Source organism: Nocardia sp. alder85J (genome assembly GCF_020176955.2).
In the GTDB taxonomy this organism is placed as follows: Bacteria; Actinomycetota; Actinomycetes; order Mycobacteriales; family Mycobacteriaceae; genus Nocardia.
Genome location: NZ_JAIUCZ020000001.1, coordinates 173,650 through 193,844, shown reverse-complemented (window position 1 = coordinate 193,844; position 20,195 = coordinate 173,650). Strand labels below are relative to the sequence as shown.

Below are 20,195 nucleotides of genomic sequence, written 5' to 3'. Positions count from 1 at the left end.
GCTACATCCCGGTGGAGCAGATCCGGAAGTTCATGGGCGGCAACCTCGATCGCCGATCACCCGCGCGGCCCGAGCGCTATTGCGGCGGTTGCAGCACGCCGGCCTCCCGCAGGGCGGCGATCACCGAGTCCGCCAGTTCCTGCGGGGTCCGGGTGCCGCCGGAGTCGAGGTGCACCTCCGGCGCGGCCGGCGGCTCGTACGGCGAGTCGATCCCGGTGAAGTTCACCAGTTCGCCGCGACGGGCCTTGGCGTACAGGCCCTTCCGGTCGCGCGCCTCGACCACGGCCAGGGGCGCGTCCACATGCACCTCGAAGAACGTTGCGCCGCCGAGGCGTTCGCGGGCGCGGGCGCGCTCGGCCCGGAACGGCGCGATGAACGAGGCCAGCACGATCAGGCCCGCGTCGGACAGCAGCCGGGCCACCTCCACCACGCGGCGGATGTTCTCCACCCGGTCGGCGTCGGTGAAGCCCAGATCGGCGTTGAGGCCGTGCCGGACGTTGTCGCCGTCGAGCAGGTAGGTGTGGAAACCCTGTTCGTGCAACCGCTTCTCGACCAGGTTCGCGATGGTGGACTTGCCCGCGCCGGACAGTCCGGTGAACCACACCACCGCCGGGCGCTGGCCCTTGCTGCGGGCCCGCGCCTGCTGGTCGACCTCCACCGACTGCCAGTGGATGTTGTGGGCCCGCCGCAGCGCGAAGCGCAGCATGCCGGCCGCGACGGTGTCCTGGGTGAAGCGGTCCAGCAGGATGAAACCGCCGGTGTCGCGGTTGTCGGCGTACGGATCGAACGGGATCGGCCGGTCCAGATGCAGGGTGACCACGCCGATCTCGTTCAGCGCCAGCGTCCGGGCGGCGGTGCGCTCGAGGGTGTTGACGTTGACGGCGTACTTCGGCTGCGCCACCTGCGCGACGGCCGTCGCGGTGCCGAGCTTCAGCAGATAGGTGCGGCCGGGCAGCATCGGCTCCTCGCTCATCCACACCAGATGGGCCTCGAACTGGTCGGCCACCGCGGGTGCGGCCTCGGCGGCGGCGATGACATCGCCACGGCTGATGTCGATCTCATCGGTGAGGGTCAGCGTGACCGACTGATCGGCGACGGCCGCGTCCAGATCGCCGTCGGCGGTGACGATCCGGGCCACCGAACTCTCCCGGCCCGACGGCAGCACCCGCACCCGGTCACCGGGACGGAGGGTGCCACCGGCGATCTGGCCCGCGAAACCACGGAAGTCGAGGTTCGGGCGATTGACCCACTGCACCGGCAGCCGGAACGGGCCGGCGGCGCGGTCGTCGGTGATCGCGACCGTCTCCAGATGCCCGATCAGCGACGGGCCGGTGTACCAGGGGGTGTTCGGGCTCGGTTGCAGGATGTTGTCACCGCGCAGGGCCGACATCGGCACGGCGACAACATTGTTCAGGCCGATGCTCGCCGCGAAGTCGCGATACTCCGCGTCGATCTCGGCGAACCGTTCCCGTGAATAGTCCAGCAGGTCCAGCTTGTTCACCGCCAGCACGATGTGCCGGATGCCGAGCAGCGACACCAGATAGCTGTGGCGGCGGGTCTGGGTCAGCACGCCCTTGCGGGCGTCGACGAGGATCACCGCCAGATCGGCCGTCGACGCCCCGGTGACCATGTTGCGGGTGTACTGCTCGTGGCCCGGGGTGTCGGCCACGATGAACTTGCGCCGTTCGGTGGCGAAGAACCGGTACGCCACGTCGATGGTGATGCCCTGCTCGCGTTCGGCGGCCAGGCCGTCGACCAGCAGCGCGAAATCCAGTTCACCGCCCTGGGTTCCGACGGTTCTCGAATCGCGCTCCAGTTCGGCCAGGTGATCGGAGAACACCATCTTGGAGTCGTAGAGCAGCCGGCCGATCAGGGTGGATTTGCCGTCGTCGACGCTGCCGCAGGTGATGAAGCGCAGCATCGTCTTACGCTCGTGCCGACGCAGGTACTCCTCGATATCGGTCGCGACCAGGGGATCGGTGGCGAGATCCGCGGATTCGGGGGTGGGGTGCGTCATCAGAAGTACCCTTCCTGCTTCTTCTTCTCCATCGAGCCGGTGGAATCGCGGTCGATCACCCGGCCCTGACGCTCGGAACTGGTGGTCAGCAACATCTCCTGCACCACCGCGGGCAGCGTGGTCGCGGTGCTGGCCACCGCGCCGGACAGCGGATAACAACCGAGGGTCCGGAAGCGCACCATGCGCTGCTCCGGAATCTCCCCGGGCAGCAACGGCATTCGCTCGTCGTCGACCATGATCAGCGCGCCGTCGCGCTCCACCACCGGACGCGGTGCGGCGAAGTACAGCTCCACCAGCGGGATCCGCTCCAGGTGCAGGTACTGCCAGATGTCCAGCTCGGTCCAGTTCGACAACGGGAACACCCGCAGGCTCTCGCCGGGCCGCTTGCGGGTGTTGTACAGCCGCCACAGTTCCGGCCGCTGCCGCTTCGGATCCCAGCGGTGCTGCGCCGACCGCAGCGAGAACACCCGCTCCTTGGCGCGGGACTTCTCCTCGTCGCGGCGCGCGCCACCGAAGGCCAGGTCGAACTTGTGCAGATCGAGCGCCTGCTTGAGCCCCTCGGTCTTCCACATCTCGGTGTGCAGCGCCGAGCCGTGCTCGAACGGATTGATCCCGCGCGCCACGCATTCCGGATTCCGGTGCACGATCAGATCCAGATCGTCCGCCGCCGCGATCCGGTCCCGGAAGTCGTACATGGCCCGGAACTTCCACGTGGTGTCCACGTGCAGCAGCGGGAACGGCAGCCGGGACGGATGAAATGCCTTGCGCGCCAGGTGCAACAGCACCGAGCTGTCCTTGCCGATCGAATACAGCAGGACCGGTCGCTCGCTCTCGGCGACCGCCTCCCGCATGATCTGGATGCTCTCCGCCTCCAGCCGTTGCAGGTGGGTCAGGCCGCCGATGCTCGCCGGTGTCGTCGTCATGTCGTCCGTCCCACTCAGTTCCGCAGATGTGCGCCGCCGCCGATGAACCACACCTGTCCGTTGATCCATTCGGCCTCGTCGGACAGCAGGAACGACACCACCGAGGCCAGATCGTCCGGCACGCCGAGCCGGGTGGTGCGGGCCACGGTCAGGAACGACTCCTGTAGCGCCACATCGTTCTGGTGGCGGACCGTCTCCCCCATGACCAGACCCGGCATCACACCGTTGGCCCGAATACCGTTGCGGCCGTAGTTGATCGCAATGTGCCGGGTCAGCTGGTTCACTCCGGCCTTGGACACCCCGTAGGCGACCCGCGACGGGTCACCGCCGACCGAGGTACCCGAGGAGGTGTTCACGATGCCGCCGCCGCCGGCGGCCAGCAGATGCGGCAGCACCGCGCGGACGGTGCGGACGTAGCCGAGCAGGTTGACGTCCAGGGTGCGCTGCCAGATGTCGAACTCGGTGTCCAGCACGGTCTTGTCCCGGCCGATGTTGCCCGGCGACAGATCCGCGCCGACATTGAACAGTCCGTGCACGCCCCCGAATTCGGCGACCGTCCGGTCCACCATGGCCTGCACCGACTTGTCGTCGGCGAGGTCGAATTCCACCGCGATGGCACGGCCACCGGCATCCGCGATCCGCCCGGCGGTCGACTCCGCCCCGGCGATGTTGATGTCGCCGACGGTGACGAGGGCACCCTCCTCCGCCAGCCGGGCCGCCGCGGCGGCCCCGATCCCGGTCGCGCCGCCCGCGACCACGTACACCTTCTCCCGTAATCCGCGCACGGTCAGCCCCGCTCGATCTTGCGCAGCGGATTCGATCGCTCGAGCATCCCGTAGGTCCGCTCGCCGTCCCAGCGATAGCGGACGCCCGCCTGCTGGAGGGCCGGGAAGTCCGAATTCTCCTGCTTCAGCGACTTGATCGAATAGGTGTCGTCGTCGTGGTGCACATCGTGGGTCGACACGACCGTCTCGCCCTCGATCGGAATCACGGTGCCGTCGGGGGTTTCGAGCACCAGTGAGACGTCCTCGCCGAGCGCCTGCAACCGGGTCAGCCACGGCGCCCGCACCACCCGGGCCGGGATCAGCTCGCCGTCTCCGAAGAATACGAAACCCTCGTTGAAGGTCGGCTTTCCGTCGTCGCGGGGCGGATAGGCCATGTAGCCGAACGCTTTTCCGCTCGGGAACACCGCCGACTGCCAGCAGTGGCCCCAGAACTCGGCCAGCCGGCGCACGCCCTGGCGGCGGATCCGCAGCCCGCTGCCGGTGAACTCCTGCGGCGCACCGCCATCCACGGTCACCGAGCCGGCAGCGCGAAACAACTGCTCGTAGCGCGGCCCGCCCATGAGGTCGCCCTCGACCGAATTCTTCAGCCGATCACCGGCATCCGCGCGCAGCGCGCCCTGGGTCCACGGCGGCACCGCCATCGTCGCGGTCACCCGGAAGGTCAGATCGACCAGTGGGCCGCCGGTCCGCCCCGCGGCCAGATCGGCAGAGGTCGTACTGACGGCCTTGCCGTCATAGGACAGCTCCCAGGTGCGGAACGGCTCCACACACCGGAAGGCCAGCGGGCCCGCGCCCAGTACGGTGGGCCGGCCGTCGGGTCCCACGGGCGGCCGTGCCGGGCTGGTCTCGCGCAGCCGGAACGCGCGGCCGTCGGCGAAGGCGACGTTGACCTGGATGTCGTGCGAATCCCAGTTGGACGCGACGGCTTCCACGCCGATGCGGGGCAGCCCCAGCTCGCCGCGATCGTCGGACACCCAGAAGCTCACCGAGTCGCGCATCTCCGGATCGGCCGGGCGTTCGGCGAAGACGTACTCGCGGGCGGGATCGATACCGCCGGTCGTGTCGATGGTCATCGGATTGTTCTCCTTCCGATCAGTGCGCGGTCCAGCGCTCGGCGTGCGCGACGTAGTCCGCGAAAGCCGGTCGCACCCGGTCCAGGTCGATGTCGTAGGTCACCGGATCGGCCCTGTGGCCGGGCTCGCGCTCGGCGGCCGCGGTGGTCCACCAGCTCTGCATGCGGGTCTCGAACTCCTCGGACACCGGTTCGCCCAGCCATGCGTAGAGGCCCCGCACCTCGCCGAGCGGATCGGCCTGCATCGCGCGAAAGTCGATGTCGTAGAAGCGATCGTCGGCGCCGCCGGCCCGGAACGCGACGGTGCGGCGCATGCCCTCGGTCCAGTGCTCCACATTGAGCCGGCCGATATAGGGCAGGTCGATGTCGTCGGTGAACCGGCCGGTGATGTCGGCGTACAGTTCGGCCACCGACAGGATCACATCGGCCGGATCACGGTGTGTCATCACGAATTTCGCGTCCGGGAACGCGGTGTTCAGAGAGTCCAGGAACAGCACGTGCGAGGGGCACTTGAGCCGCCACGGCCGCTGCGGTTCACCCCACTGCATCAGTTTCAGCACCCGCCGCTGGTAGGCGAACGTCGAGGTGAGATCGGCGTCGAGCAGCCAGCTGGAATAGGACGGCACCTGCGCGTAGGCGTGGAAGATGTGCGACTTGAAGTCCAGCGCCATCAGGTCGTGACACTCCATCGGCCCGTGCTTGTCGACCGGTACGTGGTAGCGAGTGCCGACCATCTCACCCAGATCCGGCGGGATGCGCCGATCGACGCCCTCGACCGTGGACGCCGGTGGACAGGGCTGTGCGGATTCCCAGCGCCGGATGTACCGGACCGCCGGATCCTGGGCCAGCAGTACCGACAGCGCCGTGGAACCGGTGCGCGGCAAGCCGATTCCGATCAGCGGCGCGACGATCCGCTCCGCCTCGATCTCCGGATGGCGGCGATACCAGTCCTCCACCTGCAACCGCTGACCCAGGTGCAGCGTGATCCGGTCGTACAGGAACTTCTCGCCCGCGGCGTTCAGCCGCGCCTCGCGCTCCAGCGAATCCAGCAGGACCCCGAGCCCCCCGCGGAACGAGTCGTCGCCGAAGTCACGCAGATTCGTCTGCGCCACAGCGGCTTTCAGCATGTCATCGACAGTGGGCACCGGTCACCCCATCCACTGGCCGCCGGCGACGTCGATCGTCTGCCCGCACATGTAGCTCGCCGCCTCGGACGCCAGGAAGGCCACCACGTTGGCCACCTCTTCGGGCAGCGCGGCCCGGCCGAGTTGCACCCGCTCGGTGATCGACTCCGCGATCGCGTCGCGGCCGGCCCGCTCGGCGTCGTTGGCCGGATTCAGCAGGTACCGCTTCATATCGTCCTTGAGCATGATGCCCGGCCCCACCGCCATCACGCTGATCCCGCGCGAGGAGTACTCGTGCGCGAGATTGCGGGTGAAGCCGATGACCCCCGCCTTGCAGGCCGAATACACCGTCAGGCCGGACTGCTGCACCCGCCCGGCGATCGCGCCGATGTTGATGATCTTGCCCGAACCCTGCGGCAGCAGATGTTCCAGCGCGGCGTGCGCGCCGTACATCATCATGGTCAGGCTGCCGAGCACGGTCATGTCGATATCGGCCTTGGTGTGCCGGTCGAAGGCGCCGGCGGTGACCATGACCGGGTTGTTGATCATGATGTCGAAGCCGCCCAGCGCTTCCCGGCTCTCCGCCACCGCGCGGTGCACCTGGTCCCAGTCGGACATGTCCGCGCGGACCGGGACCGTGCGCACGCCCCAGCGCTGCTCGATCTCCTTCGCCCGGCGCTCCACCTTCTCGAAGGTGCGGCCGACCAGCGCGATATCCGCGCCGCAGCCCGCGAGCCGATTCGCGATCGCATGCCCCAGGCCGTCGCCACCGGCCCCGGTGACCACCGCTTTCCGGCCGCGCAGATCGAGCAGGTCACTGACCCGTTTGTCGACGATGTGATACGGAAGCCGGTCGAAACCCAATATCCGGGACCAGTCCTGTTCCTGAGTCTCCATCGGAAACTCCTCTCCCGCTCCGGCATTGGAGCGCATCCGGATCGTCGGGCGTCGCAGGCCCGGTCTGGAAGATCCTGTGCTGGAAGGTTAGGACTCGGCGCATTTCACCGGCCAATACCGATTTCGGCGGACAGTCATATCACCGTGTTATGGCACGTGTTACCGTGCGGCGATGGACACCCACCGGCTGAAGTACTTCCTGCGGATCGCCGAGGAGGGCTCCATGACCCGGGCCGCGGCCGTCCTCGGGGTCGCGCAGCCGGCGCTGAGCCGCCAGATCCGGCTGCTGGAGGAGGATCTCGGCATCACGTTGTTCCACCGCACCCGGCGGGGGGTGGAGCTGACCGAGGACGGGGAGCGGCTGCGCGCCTCCACCGCCGCCCCGCTACGGCAACTGGAGCTGGCGTTGCACTACGCCGGGTCGCCACTGGCCCGCATCGAGCGCGCCCTGCATCTCGGCATGGTGCCGACGGTCGCGCCGCTGCTGGCCGGGCCGCTGCTGACCGGCCTGCGCGCGGCGTTCCCCAAGGTCAGCGTGCACCTGACGGTCGCCGGGGCCGACACCCTGATCGAGGAGATGATGCGCGGCCGGATCGACTCGTCGGTGATCAACCAGGTGAGCGACGAGCGGCTGTTCGCCCGGGACCTGCTGGTGGAGGATCTGGTCGTGGTCGGCGGGCCGGAATCGGAGCTGCGGCCGGACCGGCCGATCAGCTTCACCCGGCTGGTCGGCATGCCGCTGGTGCTGCCCGCCTCGCCGATCGGCATCGCGAGCACCGTCGAGAATGCCGCGCTGCGGCTGATGCTGCGGGTGCAGGCGCCGATCACGACCGATTCGCTGCCGGTGCTGCTGGATCTGGTGGAGCGCGGCGAAGCCTGTGCGGTACTGCCGGTCTCCGCCTGCGGCGCGGAGATCGCGCGGGAGCGCATCCGCTACGCGCCGCTGACGGCGCCGGCCCTGACCCAGCACATCGTGGTGGCCTCCTCCGGCCGGATGGATCTGCCGCGCGAGTTCGCCTTCCGGGTCGGCGACGTGCTGCGCGAGGAGGTGGGCCGGATGACCAGGACCGGAATCTGGCCGGCCCGGTTCCTGGCGCCGCAACCGTGGAATCCGAACTGGGCCTGAGGGAATCGCGTCCTTGCCCGGACCTCCGGGCAAGATTATTATTCTCGCAGCAAGAAATACAATTCTCTGAATCGGTATTCGCGGGCGCGGGCCGCCGCAGGCAGTGCGGCGACCGTTCCCGCACTGCCTGCCATAACCGGAACTTATATCAGCGTCAGCGCACGGAATACCGCACGTACACCACGCCGGAATCGAACGAACGGGATTCCAGCAGTTCGAGATTCATCTGCGCCTTGTCGTGGAACAGCGGAGTGCCCGCGCCGAGCGTCACCGGATGGATCAGAATGCGGAATTCGTCGATCAATCCCATGTCGAGAAAGGAATGCACCAGTTTCGGGCTGGCGTAGATCGCGAGGGCGCCGCCCGCCTTCGCCTTGAGCGCCCGCACCTCCTGCGCCACGTCCGTGGCGATCAGCCGGGTGTTGTTCCACTCCGCCGACTCCAGCGTGGTGGAGAAGACCACCTTGTCCACGGCGTTGACCCATTCGGCGTGCGCCCGCTCCCCCGGGGTGCTCTCGGCGGTGGGCTGCGCCGACCAGTATCCGTACATGCCGAGATAGGTCTCGCGGCCGTACATCGCGGTGTCGAAATCGGCCTGGACCACGTCCCCGACGTACGCGGCCAGTTCCTCGCTGTAGCCGGGCCAGGTGAATTCGAATCCCAGGTCCTTGCCCGAGGAGGCGAAGCCGTCGAGGGTGATGTGCTCGAGTGCCACGACCTTGCGCATGGGGTTTCCTTTCCATGAATGAGCGGACCGTTCGGCCCGTACCCACTCCTCGAACGGGACGACCCGGAATCGACATGGCCGATCAAGATCATCCTTGACGGTGTACAACCCGGTGTCTACCGTCACAGGCACACGGAAACGTGTGTTCGCCGCCGCTGTCGAGTTGGGAGTCGCATGTATCCCGGTGCCTATGTTTCGAGATTTCCGGACAAGCCCGCAGCCGTCTCGGCGTCCACCGGCGAGGTGCTGACCTATCGCGAACTGGAGGAGAATTCCGCCCGGCTGGCCCGATTCCTGTACGAGGCCGGGCTGCGCCGCGGCGACCATCTCGCGCTGATCGCGGATAATCATCCGCGGGTCTTCGAAATCTATTGGGCGGCACTGCGATCCGGGTTGTACATCACCGCCGTCAACAACCATCTGAGCCCGGACGAGGCCGCCTACATCGTCGACGACTGCGGCGCCCGCGCGGTGGTGGTCAGCGCGACGCTGGCGACGCTGGCGGAGAAGATCGTCGACGCGACACCGCGGGCGGAAATCCGCCTGGCGTATCACGGTTCCGTCCCCGGATACCGGAGCTACGAACAGGCGCTGACGACGGTGTCGGCCGAGCCGCTACCGCAGCAGCCGCGCGGCTCCGACATGCTCTACTCCTCGGGAACCACGGGGCGCCCCAAGGGAATCAAGCAACCGCTGCCCGAGCGCGAGGTGCACGAGCCGGGCGATCCCTATGTGGCGATCTTCGGGCCGCGGTACGGCTTCGACACCGACACCGTCTACCTGTCCCCCGCGCCGATCTACCATGCCGCGCCACTGCGATTCGGCGGCGTGGTGCAGTCACTGGGTGGCACCGTGGTGCTGATGGACAAGTTCGACGCCGAGGGAGCGCTGGCCGCGATCGAACGGTTCCGGGTCACCCACAGCCAGTGGGTGCCGACGATGTTCATTCGAATGCTCAAGCTGGACAAGGAGATTCGCGAACGCTACGACCTGTCGAGCCTGCGCGTGGCGGTACACGCCGCCGCGCCGTGCCCGGTGGAGGTCAAGCAGGCGATGATCGACTGGTGGGGGCCGGTGCTGGAGGAGTACTACTCGTCCACCGAGAGCAACGGCGGCACCTTCATCTCCAGCGCGGAATGGCTGCGCCGGCCCGGCTCGGTCGGGCGGGCCGGGATCGGCATCCTGCACATCTGCGCCGACGACGGCGCCGAACTGCCCACCGGCGAGACCGGGCTGATCTACTTCGAGCGCGAGGACTGGCCGTTCGAGTATCACAACGCCCCGGAGAAGTCCGCCGAGTCCCGGCATCCGGAGCACCCGACCTGGACCACCACCGGCGATGTCGGCTACATGGACGCCGACGGCTATCTGTACCTGACCGACCGCAAGGCGTTCATGATCATCTCCGGCGGCGTGAACATCTATCCGCAGGAGATCGAGAACGCGCTGGCGCTGCATCCGGCGGTGCTCGACGTCGGCGTGATCGGCGTGCCCGATCCGGAGATGGGCGAATCGGTGCTCGCGGTGGTGGAACCCGCGCCGGGGGCCGAACCCGGACCGGAACTGGCCGAGCAGCTGCGCGACTACCTGCGCGACCACATCGCCCACTACAAGGTGCCGCGCCGGATCGAATTCACCCGCGACCTGCCCCGCACCCCGACCGGAAAACTGGTCAAGGGCAAGCTGCGCGAACGCTACCGCTGAACCGTCAGAGCCCCGATTCGTATTGAGATTCTCCGATTAGGAGAATTAGACTCTCGCTGGAGCTCGTGTGATCGAGCTCGCATGCGACAGAGGAGACGGATCGGTGACGGAATTCGCGGCAGTGCCGCTGCATCACGACGGAGCGGACCTGATCGGCGGGCTGGCCGTGCCGGACGGGCCCGGCCCGCATCCGGGCGTGCTCGTCGTGCACACCGCGCTCGGGCCGACGGACATGATGCGGGAGCGCGCGGCGCGGCTGGCCCGGCTCGGCTATGCCGCGCTGGTGGTCGACATGTACGGCGGCGGGCGGTCCTATCCGGTCGCCGAGGAGGCGGGGGCGCCGTTCGTCGCGCTGCTGGCCAAGCCGGAGCGGCTGCGCGAACGCATGGTGGCCTGGCACGACACCCTGGCCGCGCGGCCGGAGGTCGACGCGGACCGGACCGCGGCGATCGGCTTCTGCTTCGGCGGTCGCTGCACGCTGGAACTGGCCCGCAGCGGCGCCGAGGTGAAGGCCGTGGTCAGCTATCACGGCCTGCTGAGCACCGAGCAGCCCGCCGAACCGGGGGCGGTGCGGGCGCACGTGGCGGTGTACGCCGGCGCGCTGGACCCGTTCGCGCCGCGGGCCGACATCGATCGGCTGGAGAGCGAATTGTCCACCGCCGGTGCGGATTACACCCTCACCGTATTCCAGCGCGCGGCACACGGATTCACCGATCCGGACGCCGACGCCATGGGCCGCGACGGCATCTCCTACAACGCGGAGGCCGACGCGCTGTCCTGGGCCGCAACGGTGGCGCTGCTGGAGACCGCGTTGGCGCGGTGACCGCTCACGCGCCGCCCAGTGCGGTCAGGCAGAACGCCCACAGGTCGTCCGCCAGCGTGGCCGGGCGCACGGCGGCGTACGCGTAGTGGTGGTACACCGAGCGGATCAGCTCGTTGATGAACCAGGCGGCCCGCTCCGGATCGGCGGGCCGCAACTGGCCGGCCGCGATACCCTTCTGGATCTCGCCGAGCAGCAGCGTCGCGAACGGCCGCACCGCCTCGGCCATCTCCTCCGGGAAGTTCTGCTGCAACCGCCAGTGTGTGGACACGATGAACCGGGCGGTGGCGGCGTCGTGTCCCTCGGCGTCGAGCGAACCCAGCGTCGAGGTGATGAAGTAGCGCAGCCGGGCGATCGGATCCGGCAGATCCGCCGCCACCTCGGCCGAGCGGACGCAGGCGACCGCGATCATCTCCGCGAACACCGCCAGCAGCAGCTGATCCTTACTGGCGAAGTACCGGTAGAACGTCTGCAACGCCACCCCGGCCTCCTTCACCAGCTCCTGGGTGGTGAAGGCGTCGCCCTTCTGCAACACCAGCCGGTGGGCGGCGTCCAGGATCAGGCTCGCCTGCTGCATACTGCGACTACGGGTCCGGCGAACGACGGGCGACCGGTCCGCGGCTTTCTCGGCCCACGACATCCGAGATATGCTACTGGGCCTCATGTGGGGGCCAGCACCACGATCGGAATAGGGCGGTCGGTACGGGTCTGGTACGCGTCGTAATTCGGCCACAGCTCGGTCATGATCGCCCACAGCCGTGGCTTCTCGGCGGCGTCGGCGGTGCGGGCCAGCACGGGCAGGTGCCGGTCCTCGACCTGAATCTCGGCCTGCGGGTGGGCCAGCAGATTCCGGTACCACTCCGGATGGTCCGGCGCACCGCCCTTCGAGGCGACCACCAGATAGTCGTCACCGTCGCGGCCGAAGATCAGCGCCGAGGTGCGCGGCTGCCCGCTGCGGCGGCCGGTGGCGGTCAGCAGCAGGATCGGCACCCCGTTCCAGAGGTAGCCGCGAGCGCCGCCGGACTCCAGGTAGGCGCGCACGTGCTCGTCGCCGCGCAGGCTGAGATCCGGTGGGCTGTAAGGTGTTTCGGGCATGCTGCCTCCTGAGTGACGGAGCCGCGGTTCAACCGAACCGGACGGGGATGGCGGTGGCGCCGCGCTCGTACATGCCGATCAGCCGGGGCGCTTCGGCGTCCGGATCCAGCCGCAGTTCCGGCAGCCGATCCAGCAGCGCGCCGATTCCGGTGAGCATCTCGGCCCGCGCCACGTGCATGCCGAGGCAGGTGTGCGGGCCGCTGCCGAAGGCCAGTGACGGTTTCAACGGCCGGGTGATGTCGTAGTCGTCGGGGTGGTCCCAGCGGTCCGGGTCGCGATTGGCCGCCCCGATGCACAGATGCAGCACCGACCCGGCGGGCAGGTGGGTGCCGTGGAATTCGGTGTCGGCGATGACGAATCGGGAGAACATCGGATCGGTCGGCGCCCAGCGCAGCGCCTCCTCGACGGCCGGGCGCAGCAGCCGCCGGTCGTCGCGGACGGCCCGCAGCACCTCGGGACGTTGCAGCAGGGTGGTGAGCGTGATGCCCATCTGCTTCCAGGTGGTGCCCGATCCGGCGGTGAGCAGCAGGATCGAGAACGAGTAGATCTCGGTGTCCGACAGCCGGTGGGTGACGCCGTCGTCGTCGGTGTACTCGGCCTGGACCAGCACGCTGATCAGATCGTCGGCCGGCTGTGCGCGGCGGGCGGCGACGATCGGGGCGAGGATCTCCACCACCGCGCCGGTGTGGCGCAGTGCGGCCCGGATGTCGAGGGCCCGGGCGACCGGGACGCCGAAGCTGCCGGTGATGGTGAGCACCGGGATCGCGGCGCAGAAGTCGACGTTCAGCTCCGCGCGGCCCCGCCCGGCGAACTCGCCGATCAGCGCGTGCACCGTCTCCTCGATCCAATTGCGAATCCACCATTGGGCTTTCGCGGGGACGAAGGACGGCTGCACCAATCCACGATAGCGCCGATGCTGTGCGCCACCCATCGCCAGCATGCTGCTGTCGGTGCCGATCGCGCCGGCGGCGTCGACCGCGCCCGGGGCGGAGGCGAAGGTCGCCGGATCCCGGTAGGCCGAACTGCACACCTCGTAGCCGAAGGCGGAGAAGTGCGGCCGATCCGGATACGGAAGTCCGTGGAAGACCAGCGGTTCGGTGATCCCGGTGAGCTCGTGCACGGTGCCACGGTGCACCGGCGCCTGTTCCCGCAGCCGGTGCCAGGCCGGATAGGGATCGCCGGTGTAGCCGCCGCCGGTCTGGACCAGGAACGATCCGCGCAGGTCGAAAAGCTCACGCACGCGGGCGATGTCGAGGGTGGTGGTCATTTCGCGACATATCCCCCGTCGACCGGCAGCAGCACGCCGGTGATGTTGGCGGCGCGGTCGGACACCAGGAACACCGCCGCCTCCGCACAGTCCTCGGCGGTGATCGGGCGGCCCAGCGGATGCTGTGCGCCGACCCGCTCGGCCGCCGCGGCCAGGTGCGCCGGATCGGTGAGCGACAGGCCACCGGCGGCCATGAAACCGGTGTAGGGCATGCCCGCCGGGCAGATCGCGTTGGCGCGGATGCCGAACGGGGCGCCCTCGATGGCCACCGCGCGGGTGAGCTGATGCACCGCCCCCTTGGTGGCCCCGTACACCGAACCGCCCCAGGCCACCAGGCCCGCCACCGATCCGGTGTTCAGGATGGCACCGCCGCCGCCCTGCTGTTTGAATCGCAGCACCGCGTATTTGCAGCCCAGGAACACTCCGCCGAGGTTCACCGCCACGAGGCGCTGGAAATCCGCGAGGGAGTGGTCCTCCAGCGTCGCGCCCAGCCGCGGGGTGGGGATACCGACATTGTTGAACAGGATGTCCAGGCGGCCGAAATGCCCGACGGCGGTGTCGATCATCGCCCGCACCTGATCCTCGTCGGCGACATCGGCGCCGAACGGGACCGCGGTACCGCCGGCGGCCTCGATCAGGCCCGCGGTCTGCTTCGCGGCGTCGGCGTCGATGTCGGCGCAGACCACGCGCGCGCCCTCGGCGGCGAATCGCACCGCCGAGACTCGGCCGACACCGTTGCCGGCGCCGGTGACGATCGCCGATTTCTCTTGCAACAACATTGTTTTCACGCTTCCGATGAGTGCGCGGAGGTTACGGATCGAGCAGGCGCAGCGCGCCGGTGGGGCAGCCCTCGACGGCGTTGCGGATCGCGTCGGGTGCGTCGCCGGGCGGGGTGATCGGCACGGCTACGGAATCCTCGTCGTGTTCGAGACTGCCGGGGGCGTAGACGATGCAGACGCCGCTGCCGATGCACAGGGTCCGGTCGACGACGATCTCAGGCATGCGGCCGCGCCGGGGGCTGGGCCGGGGTGAACCGATACAGACGTTCGGCGTTGCCGCGCAACAACTTGTACTGGGTCTGCTCGGGCAGGTGCGCGATCCGGCGGCGCACCACGCCGATACAGTCCGGCCAGGTGGAATCCGAATGCGGGTAATCGGTTTCGCACATGATGTTGTCCTCGCCGATCGAATCGATGCTGGCGATGCCGTGCTCGTCGTCGATGAAACAACCGAAGATGTGCTCCCGGAAGGTCTTCCGGATGTCGAGGCGGTCCAGGTCGGCGCTGCCGCCACCGGCGTGGTCCATGAACCGAGCGCCCTTCGCGACCCAGTGCCGCTGCTTGTCCAGCACCTGCTCGGCGCGCTCCAGATAGTAGGGCATCCAGCCGATCTCGCCCTCGGACAACGCGATCTTCAGATTCGGATACTTCTCGAACATGTCGCTGAACAACCAGGACAGCATCGTGCCCGAGGTCCGCATCGCGCCCCAGGTGAGGTTGGCCATGAACGGGGTGTCCGGGGCGATCTTGGGCACCTGCGACGACGAGCCGACGTGCATCGAGGCCACCATGCCCAGGTCGGCGGCCGCCGACATCACCGGATCCCAGTAGCGGTCCTTGTCGTGGATGGTCGGCAGGCCCAGCGGGGCCGGATTCTCCGAGAACGCGAAGGTGGTGACGCCGCGCTCGGCCATCCGTTCCATCTCGGTGACGGCCAGCCTCGGATCCCACAGCGGGATCAGCATCAACGGGATGTAGCGGCCCGGCGCACTACCGCACCAGTCCTCCACCAGCCAATCGTTGTACGCCTTCAGGCAGACCAGCCCGAAATCACGATCCGAGGCCTCCATGAACAACTGCCCGCAGAACCGCGGCAGCGTCGGGAAGCACAGCGACGCCAGGATTCCCGCGCGGTTCATGTCCTCGATGCGGGCCTCGGGGTCGTAGCAGCCGGGCCGCATCTCGCTGTAGGGCAACGGTTCCGGGCTGAACTCCTCCTTGGACCTGCCCACCACCGCCGACAGGCCCGAGGTCGGGAACCGCTTGCCGTCGTAGACCCAGATCTCCCGGCCGTCCGCGTCGGCCTCCATGTGCGGGGCCCGATCCCGGTCCTTCGCCGCGACCCGGTCGATCCACAGGTTCGGCGGCTCCAGGATGTGATCGTCGACGGAGATCAGCCAGTCCAGATCGACGGCACCCGACGTGGTTGTGGTGGTGGGGTTTTCGAGGGTGGTCATCTCGTCAGTTCTCCGATCGCCATGTGCTTGACTTCCTGGAAGGCCCGGATGCCGTCCGGGCCGCGTTCACGGCCGAGGCCGCTGTGCTTGTAGCCGCCGCTGGGGGCGTAGGCGCTGAACACGGCGGTGTTGACGTTCACCGCGCCGGTGCGCAACCGCCGCGCGACACCCACCGCCGCCGCGGTGTCCGCGCCGTACACCTGTGCCGACAGGCCGTAGTCCGAATCGTTGGCCAGGGCCACCGCGTGGTCGAGATCGCGGTAGCCGATCACCGCGAGCACGGGACCGAAGATCTCCTCGCGCGCCGCGGGATTCGCGGTGTCGGGCAGATCCAGCACGGTCGGCTCGAAGTAGTAGCCCCGGTCCGGGAAGGCGGGTCGCTTGCCGCCGAAAGCGACGGCGCCGCCGTGCTTCTCGGCGAGTCCGACATAGCGTTCGCAGCGTTCCCGGGCGGCCGCGTCGATGACCGGTCCCATGGTGGCGGCCGGGTCGGTGGGGGCGCCGACAGTGATGGACCGGTAGGCGGCCGACACCGCGTCGAGCACCTCGGCCTTGTGCTCCTCGGGGACCAGCATCCGGGTGGCGGCCACACAGGCCTGCCCGGCGGTGGCCGCCACCACCATCACCGCGCCGACGGCGGCCCGGCCGACGGCGTCGGGCAGGTAGATCTGCGCCGATTTGCCGCCTAGTTCCAGGGCCACCCGCTTCACCGTCGGGGCGGCCTGGGCCAGGATGCGCCGGCCCACGGCGGTGGAGCCGGTGAACGACACCATGTCCACGGCCGCGTGACTGGTGAGCAGTTCTGCTGCGGCGGAACCGCTTTCGGCGACCACGCTGAGCACCCCCGGCGGCAGTTCCGCGGCGTCGGCGGCGGCGCCGAAGATCAGCGACGAGATCGGGGTGAGCGGGCTGGGCCGCAGGATCACCGAATTCCCGGCCAGCAGCGCGGGAATCAGCTTCTGGAAGGCCATGATCAGCGCGGCGTTGTAGGGCGTGACGGCGGCGACCACACCCACCGGCTCGTGCCGGCGGATGCTCAGCGCCACCCGGCCGCGGACCAGTTCGTCCACCGGGACCGGGGCGGCCTGCTCGTGGGTCATCGACGTGTACAGGGTGATGGTCTCCCGGGCGATGGCCAGACCCGCACGGAATTGGCTCATCTCGGCGAACCGGACCGGTTGCCCGGCCTCGGCGACCAGGGTGGGTACCAGGGTGTCGTGCGCGGCCTCGATGTGGTCGAGCAGCCGGTGCAGCACGCGGGCCCGGTCGGCGGCCGGGCGGTCGGACCACACGCCGGCGTCGAAACTGGTGCGCGCCTCGATGATCGCGCGCTCCACCTCCGGGCCCGGTGTCGCGGTGAGGGCGCCGACCGGTTGTTCGTCGGCGGGATTCTCGACGGCGACGGGTTCGTCACCGGATACCCATCGCCCGGCGATGTAGGTGCGGTCTTCGCGGAGCAGATCCACGGTGGTACTCCCAACGCTCACAACGGATTCGAGGTATAGACGACGGCCCCGCCGAAATGCGGGGAGGAATGGCAGGCGACGCCGACGGTCGCGGCGCGCTGCCGGTCGCCGGCGCGGCCGGACAGTTGCAGATAGCACTCCAGCATCTGCGGCACACCGTGCATGCGCCCGTTGCCCAGCGCTCCCCCACCGGACAACGCGGGCAGCGCACCCGGTCGGTCACTGTCGATCCCGCCGTCGGCGACGAACCGGTGCGCCTCCCCGCGCGGGCAGAAACCGAGCACCTCCAGCCAGAACCACACGAACGGCGAGAACCCGTCGTACACCTGCGGCAGATCGACTGCCCCCGGGCCGATCCCGGCGTGCTCCCACAACCGGCGCGCGGTCTCGGCGCCACCGTCGAGAATGTCGTCCAGTGGCCAATGCTGTGGTAGCCGCCGCCGCGTCGGCGCACCCGAGGCATACCCCGACACGTACACCGGCGGGTGCGGCAGATCCGCGGCCCGTTCGGCGGAGGTGAGCACGAAGACCGCGACACCGTCGACGGGGATGTCGCAGTCGAATGTGCAGACCGGATCGAACAGCTGCGGCGCGGCGAGATACTCCTCGGTGGCCAACGGCTTTCCGGCCCAATAGGACCAGGGCAGCCGCGAACCGTTCTTACGCGCTTCCGTCACCACCGCGGCCATGGATTCGCGCTTCGCGCCGTACCGTTGCAGATATTCCTGGTACGGCAGCGCGATCGTGGCCAGCGGCCCGAAGAAGCCCTGCGGCGCGGTCCACTGCTGCGCCCCGGCCACCGCACGGATCGGATTCCCGTGGTACCGGCCACCGGGATTGTGCAGAGCCCGATGCAGCACAACGTAATCCGCCGCACCGGAGGCGATCGCGTTGACCGCCATCGCCACCGACCCGGTCAACTGCCCGATCCCGTCGAATCCGGCGGCATAGTGCGGATCGACGCCGAGGTGCTGGGCCAGCCAGTTCGGCGACACGATACTCACCCCGTCCTGCCGGGCATGGTCACCGGCACTGGGCAACAACGCCGACCCGACGAACCCGTCCACCTGCCCGACCTCGAGCCCGGCATCGGCGATCGCCGCCCGCGCGGTCTCCACCGCCAGCACCCCCAGCGGCCGATCCGCCTGCCGCCGCACCGCACTGTGCGCGTACCCCACGATCGCGACCCGATCCCGCGCGGCGAACCGGGCGCTCATGAGGCCAACTCGAAGGCGGGGACGGCGATGTCGGTGGTGAGGTGTTCGAAGGCGGCGCGGACCGGGGCGCCGAGGCGCAGGGGTGCGTCCGGGCCGTCGAGCAGGCGGCCGATCAGGCGCAGCTCGGACTGTTCCGCGAGTTCCACGTCGACCAGGACGAAGGGCAGGTCGGTGTCGAAGCCGGGGAGGAAGGACTGCCGCACCACCGTCCAGGAGCGGACCGTGCCCCGGCCGCTGACCGGGGTGAAGGTGAATTCCGGTGTAGTGGAACCGCAGTGCGGGCAGACCAGGTCCGGGGGTGCGGTGTACCGGGTACAGGCGGAGCAGCGGGCCACCGTGAGCACGCCGGTCGCGGCGGCGGTCCAGAACGGGGCCGACTGCGCATCCGGTACCGGGAGTGGGCGGTTCGTCACGGCACCACTCCGGCGGTCTTCAACGCGGTGATCCGGTCCCAGTCGTAGCCGAGTTCCAGCAGCACGCTCTCGGTGTGCTCGCCGTGTTCGGGGGCCCGGCGCAGCACCGGTGGTTGTTCGTCGAATTGCACCGGCACCGTGGGGAATCGGTAGGTGTTGCCGTCCTCGAGTTCGACCTCGCCGACGTAGCCGTTGGCGAGCACCTGCGGGTCGGCGGTGAGTTCGGCGATGGACTGCACCGGCGCCCAGGGAGCGTCCAGGCCGGACAGCAGCTGTTTCCACTCGGCGAAGGTGCGGCCGGCGAATTCGTCGTCCAGGGCCGCGATGCAGGCGGCGCTGTGGGTGCGGCGGGCCGCGAGATCGGCGAAGCGCTCGTCGGTGATCCACTCCGGGCGGCCGATCAGCGCGCAGAAGTCCGCCCAGTAGCGGTCGCCCTGGAGGAACATCAGCTGGATGTGCCGGCCGTCGGCGGTGCGGTAGCTGGACGTCAGCGGATTCACCTGCGGCCCACGGCCGTTCACCGGCTCGGGGGCGGGGCCGTTGAGGGCCACCAGCAGATCCGACGACAGGGTCGACAGCGCGGTGGCCAGCAGCGAGACGTCGACCACCGAGCCGACGCCGGTGCGGGTGCGTTTCAGCAGCGCCGAGGCGATCCCGAAGGCCAGGGCGACGGCGCCGTTGCGATCGCCCATCGCACCGCGCTGCGAGATCGGGTGGTCACGCTCGCCGGGGGTGAGGATGTAGGCCAGCCCGCCCCGCGACCAGAAAGCCGAACTGTCGTAACCGGGCTGGTCCGCATCCGGTCCGCGCACGCCGAAACCGTGGCCGCGGGCGTAGATCAGGCCCGGATAGCGGTCACGCAGGGCCTGCGGATCCAGTCCCAGCCGGGCCAGTGCACCGGGGCGCAGGCTGGTCAGCAGGACGTCGGCGGTCGCCAGCAGTTCGTCCAGGACCGCGCGGCCCTCGGGCGCGCGCAGATCCACCGCGACCGAGCGTTTGCCCCGATTCGCCAGCGCCACCGAGAGATTCGGGCCGCCGCGGTCGGTGCCGATGCCCTGGGTGGCCAGCCCGCGATAGGGGTCGCCGTCCAGTCGCTCGATCCTGATCACGTCGGCGCCCCAGTCCGCCAGCAACGCGCCGGCCACCGGAACGAATACCCACTGTGCCAACTCGACGACGCGCACTCCGTCGAACGCGCCCTGTTCCATACCGCCTCCTCAACCTGGTTCGGATTGCACTGCATCACAAGACTTTTCGCCGGTCACCCCCCGGCGTCACGATCCGTCCACACCCCGTGAGCGTAACA

Annotated in this window: 20 protein-coding genes; 3 read left to right on the top strand and 17 right to left on the bottom strand. The window is 69.1% G+C overall.

Annotated features, from left to right (window positions below):
• Positions 1 to 76: 76 nt before the first annotated feature.
• From cysN to LBW94_RS00855, 6 genes are read right to left on the bottom strand one after another with little or no spacing between them, the layout of a single operon-like run.
• Positions 77 to 2,017 carry a sulfate adenylyltransferase subunit CysN gene (cysN, locus tag LBW94_RS00880; protein ID WP_225055901.1) on the bottom strand — a complete coding sequence of 647 codons (1,941 nt, stop codon included), beginning with the start codon at positions 2,015 to 2,017 and terminating at the stop codon, positions 77 to 79.
• The gene (gene cysD, locus LBW94_RS00875) at positions 2,017 to 2,940 is read right to left on the bottom strand and encodes a sulfate adenylyltransferase subunit CysD (RefSeq protein ID WP_255633895.1); all 924 of its coding nucleotides are present in this window, start codon (positions 2,938 to 2,940) and stop codon (positions 2,017 to 2,019) included. Before cysD ends, cysN begins: the two co-directional genes overlap by 1 nt.
• A gap of 14 nt (positions 2,941 to 2,954) precedes the next feature.
• Positions 2,955 to 3,725 carry an SDR family NAD(P)-dependent oxidoreductase gene (locus LBW94_RS00870; protein ID WP_225055904.1) on the bottom strand — a complete coding sequence of 257 codons (771 nt, stop codon included), beginning with the start codon at positions 3,723 to 3,725 and terminating at the stop codon, positions 2,955 to 2,957.
• A 2-nt stretch (positions 3,726 to 3,727) separates the two neighbouring features.
• Positions 3,728 to 4,798 carry a hypothetical protein gene (locus LBW94_RS00865; protein ID WP_225055906.1) on the bottom strand — a complete coding sequence of 357 codons (1,071 nt, stop codon included), beginning with the start codon at positions 4,796 to 4,798 and terminating at the stop codon, positions 3,728 to 3,730.
• A gap of 19 nt (positions 4,799 to 4,817) precedes the next feature.
• A complete protein-coding gene (locus LBW94_RS00860) occupies positions 4,818 to 5,942 on the bottom strand; it encodes a sulfotransferase family protein (protein ID WP_225055908.1) in 1,125 nt (374 codons plus the stop codon).
• A gap of 3 nt (positions 5,943 to 5,945) precedes the next feature.
• Positions 5,946 to 6,818 carry an SDR family NAD(P)-dependent oxidoreductase gene (locus tag LBW94_RS00855; RefSeq protein WP_225055910.1) on the bottom strand — a complete coding sequence of 291 codons (873 nt, stop codon included), beginning with the start codon at positions 6,816 to 6,818 and terminating at the stop codon, positions 5,946 to 5,948.
• Positions 6,819 to 6,990: 172 nt separating this feature from the next.
• Here LBW94_RS00855 and LBW94_RS00850 point away from each other — a divergent pair, with 172 nt between their 5' ends.
• The gene (locus LBW94_RS00850; protein WP_225055912.1) at positions 6,991 to 7,944 is read left to right on the top strand and encodes a LysR family transcriptional regulator; all 954 of its coding nucleotides are present in this window, start codon (positions 6,991 to 6,993) and stop codon (positions 7,942 to 7,944) included.
• A 154-nt stretch (positions 7,945 to 8,098) separates the two neighbouring features.
• Here the strand turns inward: LBW94_RS00850 and LBW94_RS00845 are convergent, their stop codons facing one another.
• Complete coding sequence (locus LBW94_RS00845) at positions 8,099 to 8,671, bottom strand: dihydrofolate reductase family protein (RefSeq protein WP_225055914.1); 573 nt, start codon at positions 8,669 to 8,671, stop codon at positions 8,099 to 8,101.
• A gap of 174 nt (positions 8,672 to 8,845) precedes the next feature.
• On the opposite strand from LBW94_RS00845, the gene LBW94_RS00840 reads away from it, so the two are divergent.
• Together LBW94_RS00840 and LBW94_RS00835 are read left to right on the top strand one after the other, a co-directional pair.
• Positions 8,846 to 10,375 carry an acyl-CoA synthetase gene (locus LBW94_RS00840; RefSeq protein WP_225055915.1) on the top strand — a complete coding sequence of 510 codons (1,530 nt, stop codon included), beginning with the start codon at positions 8,846 to 8,848 and terminating at the stop codon, positions 10,373 to 10,375.
• 103 nt (positions 10,376 to 10,478) lie between these two features.
• A complete protein-coding gene (locus tag LBW94_RS00835; protein ID WP_225055917.1) occupies positions 10,479 to 11,198 on the top strand; it encodes a dienelactone hydrolase family protein in 720 nt (239 codons plus the stop codon).
• A gap of 4 nt (positions 11,199 to 11,202) precedes the next feature.
• Here LBW94_RS00835 and LBW94_RS00830 read toward each other — a convergent pair whose 3' ends face one another.
• From LBW94_RS00830 to LBW94_RS00785, 10 genes are read right to left on the bottom strand one after another with little or no spacing between them, the layout of a single operon-like run.
• Positions 11,203 to 11,835, bottom strand: a complete 633-nt coding sequence (locus LBW94_RS00830) for a TetR/AcrR family transcriptional regulator (RefSeq protein WP_416276837.1) — start codon at positions 11,833 to 11,835, stop codon at positions 11,203 to 11,205.
• 20 nt (positions 11,836 to 11,855) lie between these two features.
• Complete coding sequence (locus tag LBW94_RS00825) at positions 11,856 to 12,290, bottom strand: nitroreductase family deazaflavin-dependent oxidoreductase (RefSeq protein ID WP_225055919.1); 435 nt, start codon at positions 12,288 to 12,290, stop codon at positions 11,856 to 11,858.
• Positions 12,291 to 12,318: 28 nt separating this feature from the next.
• Positions 12,319 to 13,557: a cytochrome P450 gene (locus tag LBW94_RS00820; protein ID WP_225055921.1), complete on the bottom strand. Its 1,239-nt coding sequence runs from the start codon at positions 13,555 to 13,557 to the stop codon at positions 12,319 to 12,321.
• Positions 13,554 to 14,336 (bottom strand): SDR family NAD(P)-dependent oxidoreductase, encoded by a 783-nt coding sequence (locus tag LBW94_RS00815; protein ID WP_225055923.1) that lies wholly within the window; start codon positions 14,334 to 14,336, stop codon positions 13,554 to 13,556. Before LBW94_RS00815 ends, LBW94_RS00820 begins: the two co-directional genes overlap by 4 nt.
• A gap of 31 nt (positions 14,337 to 14,367) precedes the next feature.
• Positions 14,368 to 14,559 (bottom strand): ferredoxin, encoded by a 192-nt coding sequence (locus LBW94_RS00810; RefSeq protein WP_225055925.1) that lies wholly within the window; start codon positions 14,557 to 14,559, stop codon positions 14,368 to 14,370.
• Entirely contained in the window at positions 14,552 to 15,793 is a 1,242-nt protein-coding gene (locus tag LBW94_RS00805) for an amidohydrolase family protein (RefSeq protein WP_225055926.1), read from the bottom strand. The genes LBW94_RS00810 and LBW94_RS00805 overlap by 8 nt, the downstream gene beginning before the upstream one ends.
• Entirely contained in the window at positions 15,790 to 17,259 is a 1,470-nt protein-coding gene (locus tag LBW94_RS00800; RefSeq protein WP_225055928.1) for an aldehyde dehydrogenase family protein, read from the bottom strand. The genes LBW94_RS00805 and LBW94_RS00800 overlap by 4 nt, the downstream gene beginning before the upstream one ends.
• Positions 17,260 to 17,276: 17 nt before the next feature.
• Complete coding sequence (locus LBW94_RS00795; RefSeq protein WP_225055930.1) at positions 17,277 to 18,476, bottom strand: thiolase C-terminal domain-containing protein; 1,200 nt, start codon at positions 18,474 to 18,476, stop codon at positions 17,277 to 17,279.
• A complete protein-coding gene (locus tag LBW94_RS00790) occupies positions 18,473 to 18,889 on the bottom strand; it encodes a Zn-ribbon domain-containing OB-fold protein (protein ID WP_225055932.1) in 417 nt (138 codons plus the stop codon). Before LBW94_RS00790 ends, LBW94_RS00795 begins: the two co-directional genes overlap by 4 nt.
• Positions 18,886 to 20,097, bottom strand: a complete 1,212-nt coding sequence (locus LBW94_RS00785; protein WP_225055934.1) for a CaiB/BaiF CoA transferase family protein — start codon at positions 20,095 to 20,097, stop codon at positions 18,886 to 18,888. Before LBW94_RS00785 ends, LBW94_RS00790 begins: the two co-directional genes overlap by 4 nt.
• Positions 20,098 to 20,195: the final 98 nt, after the last annotated feature.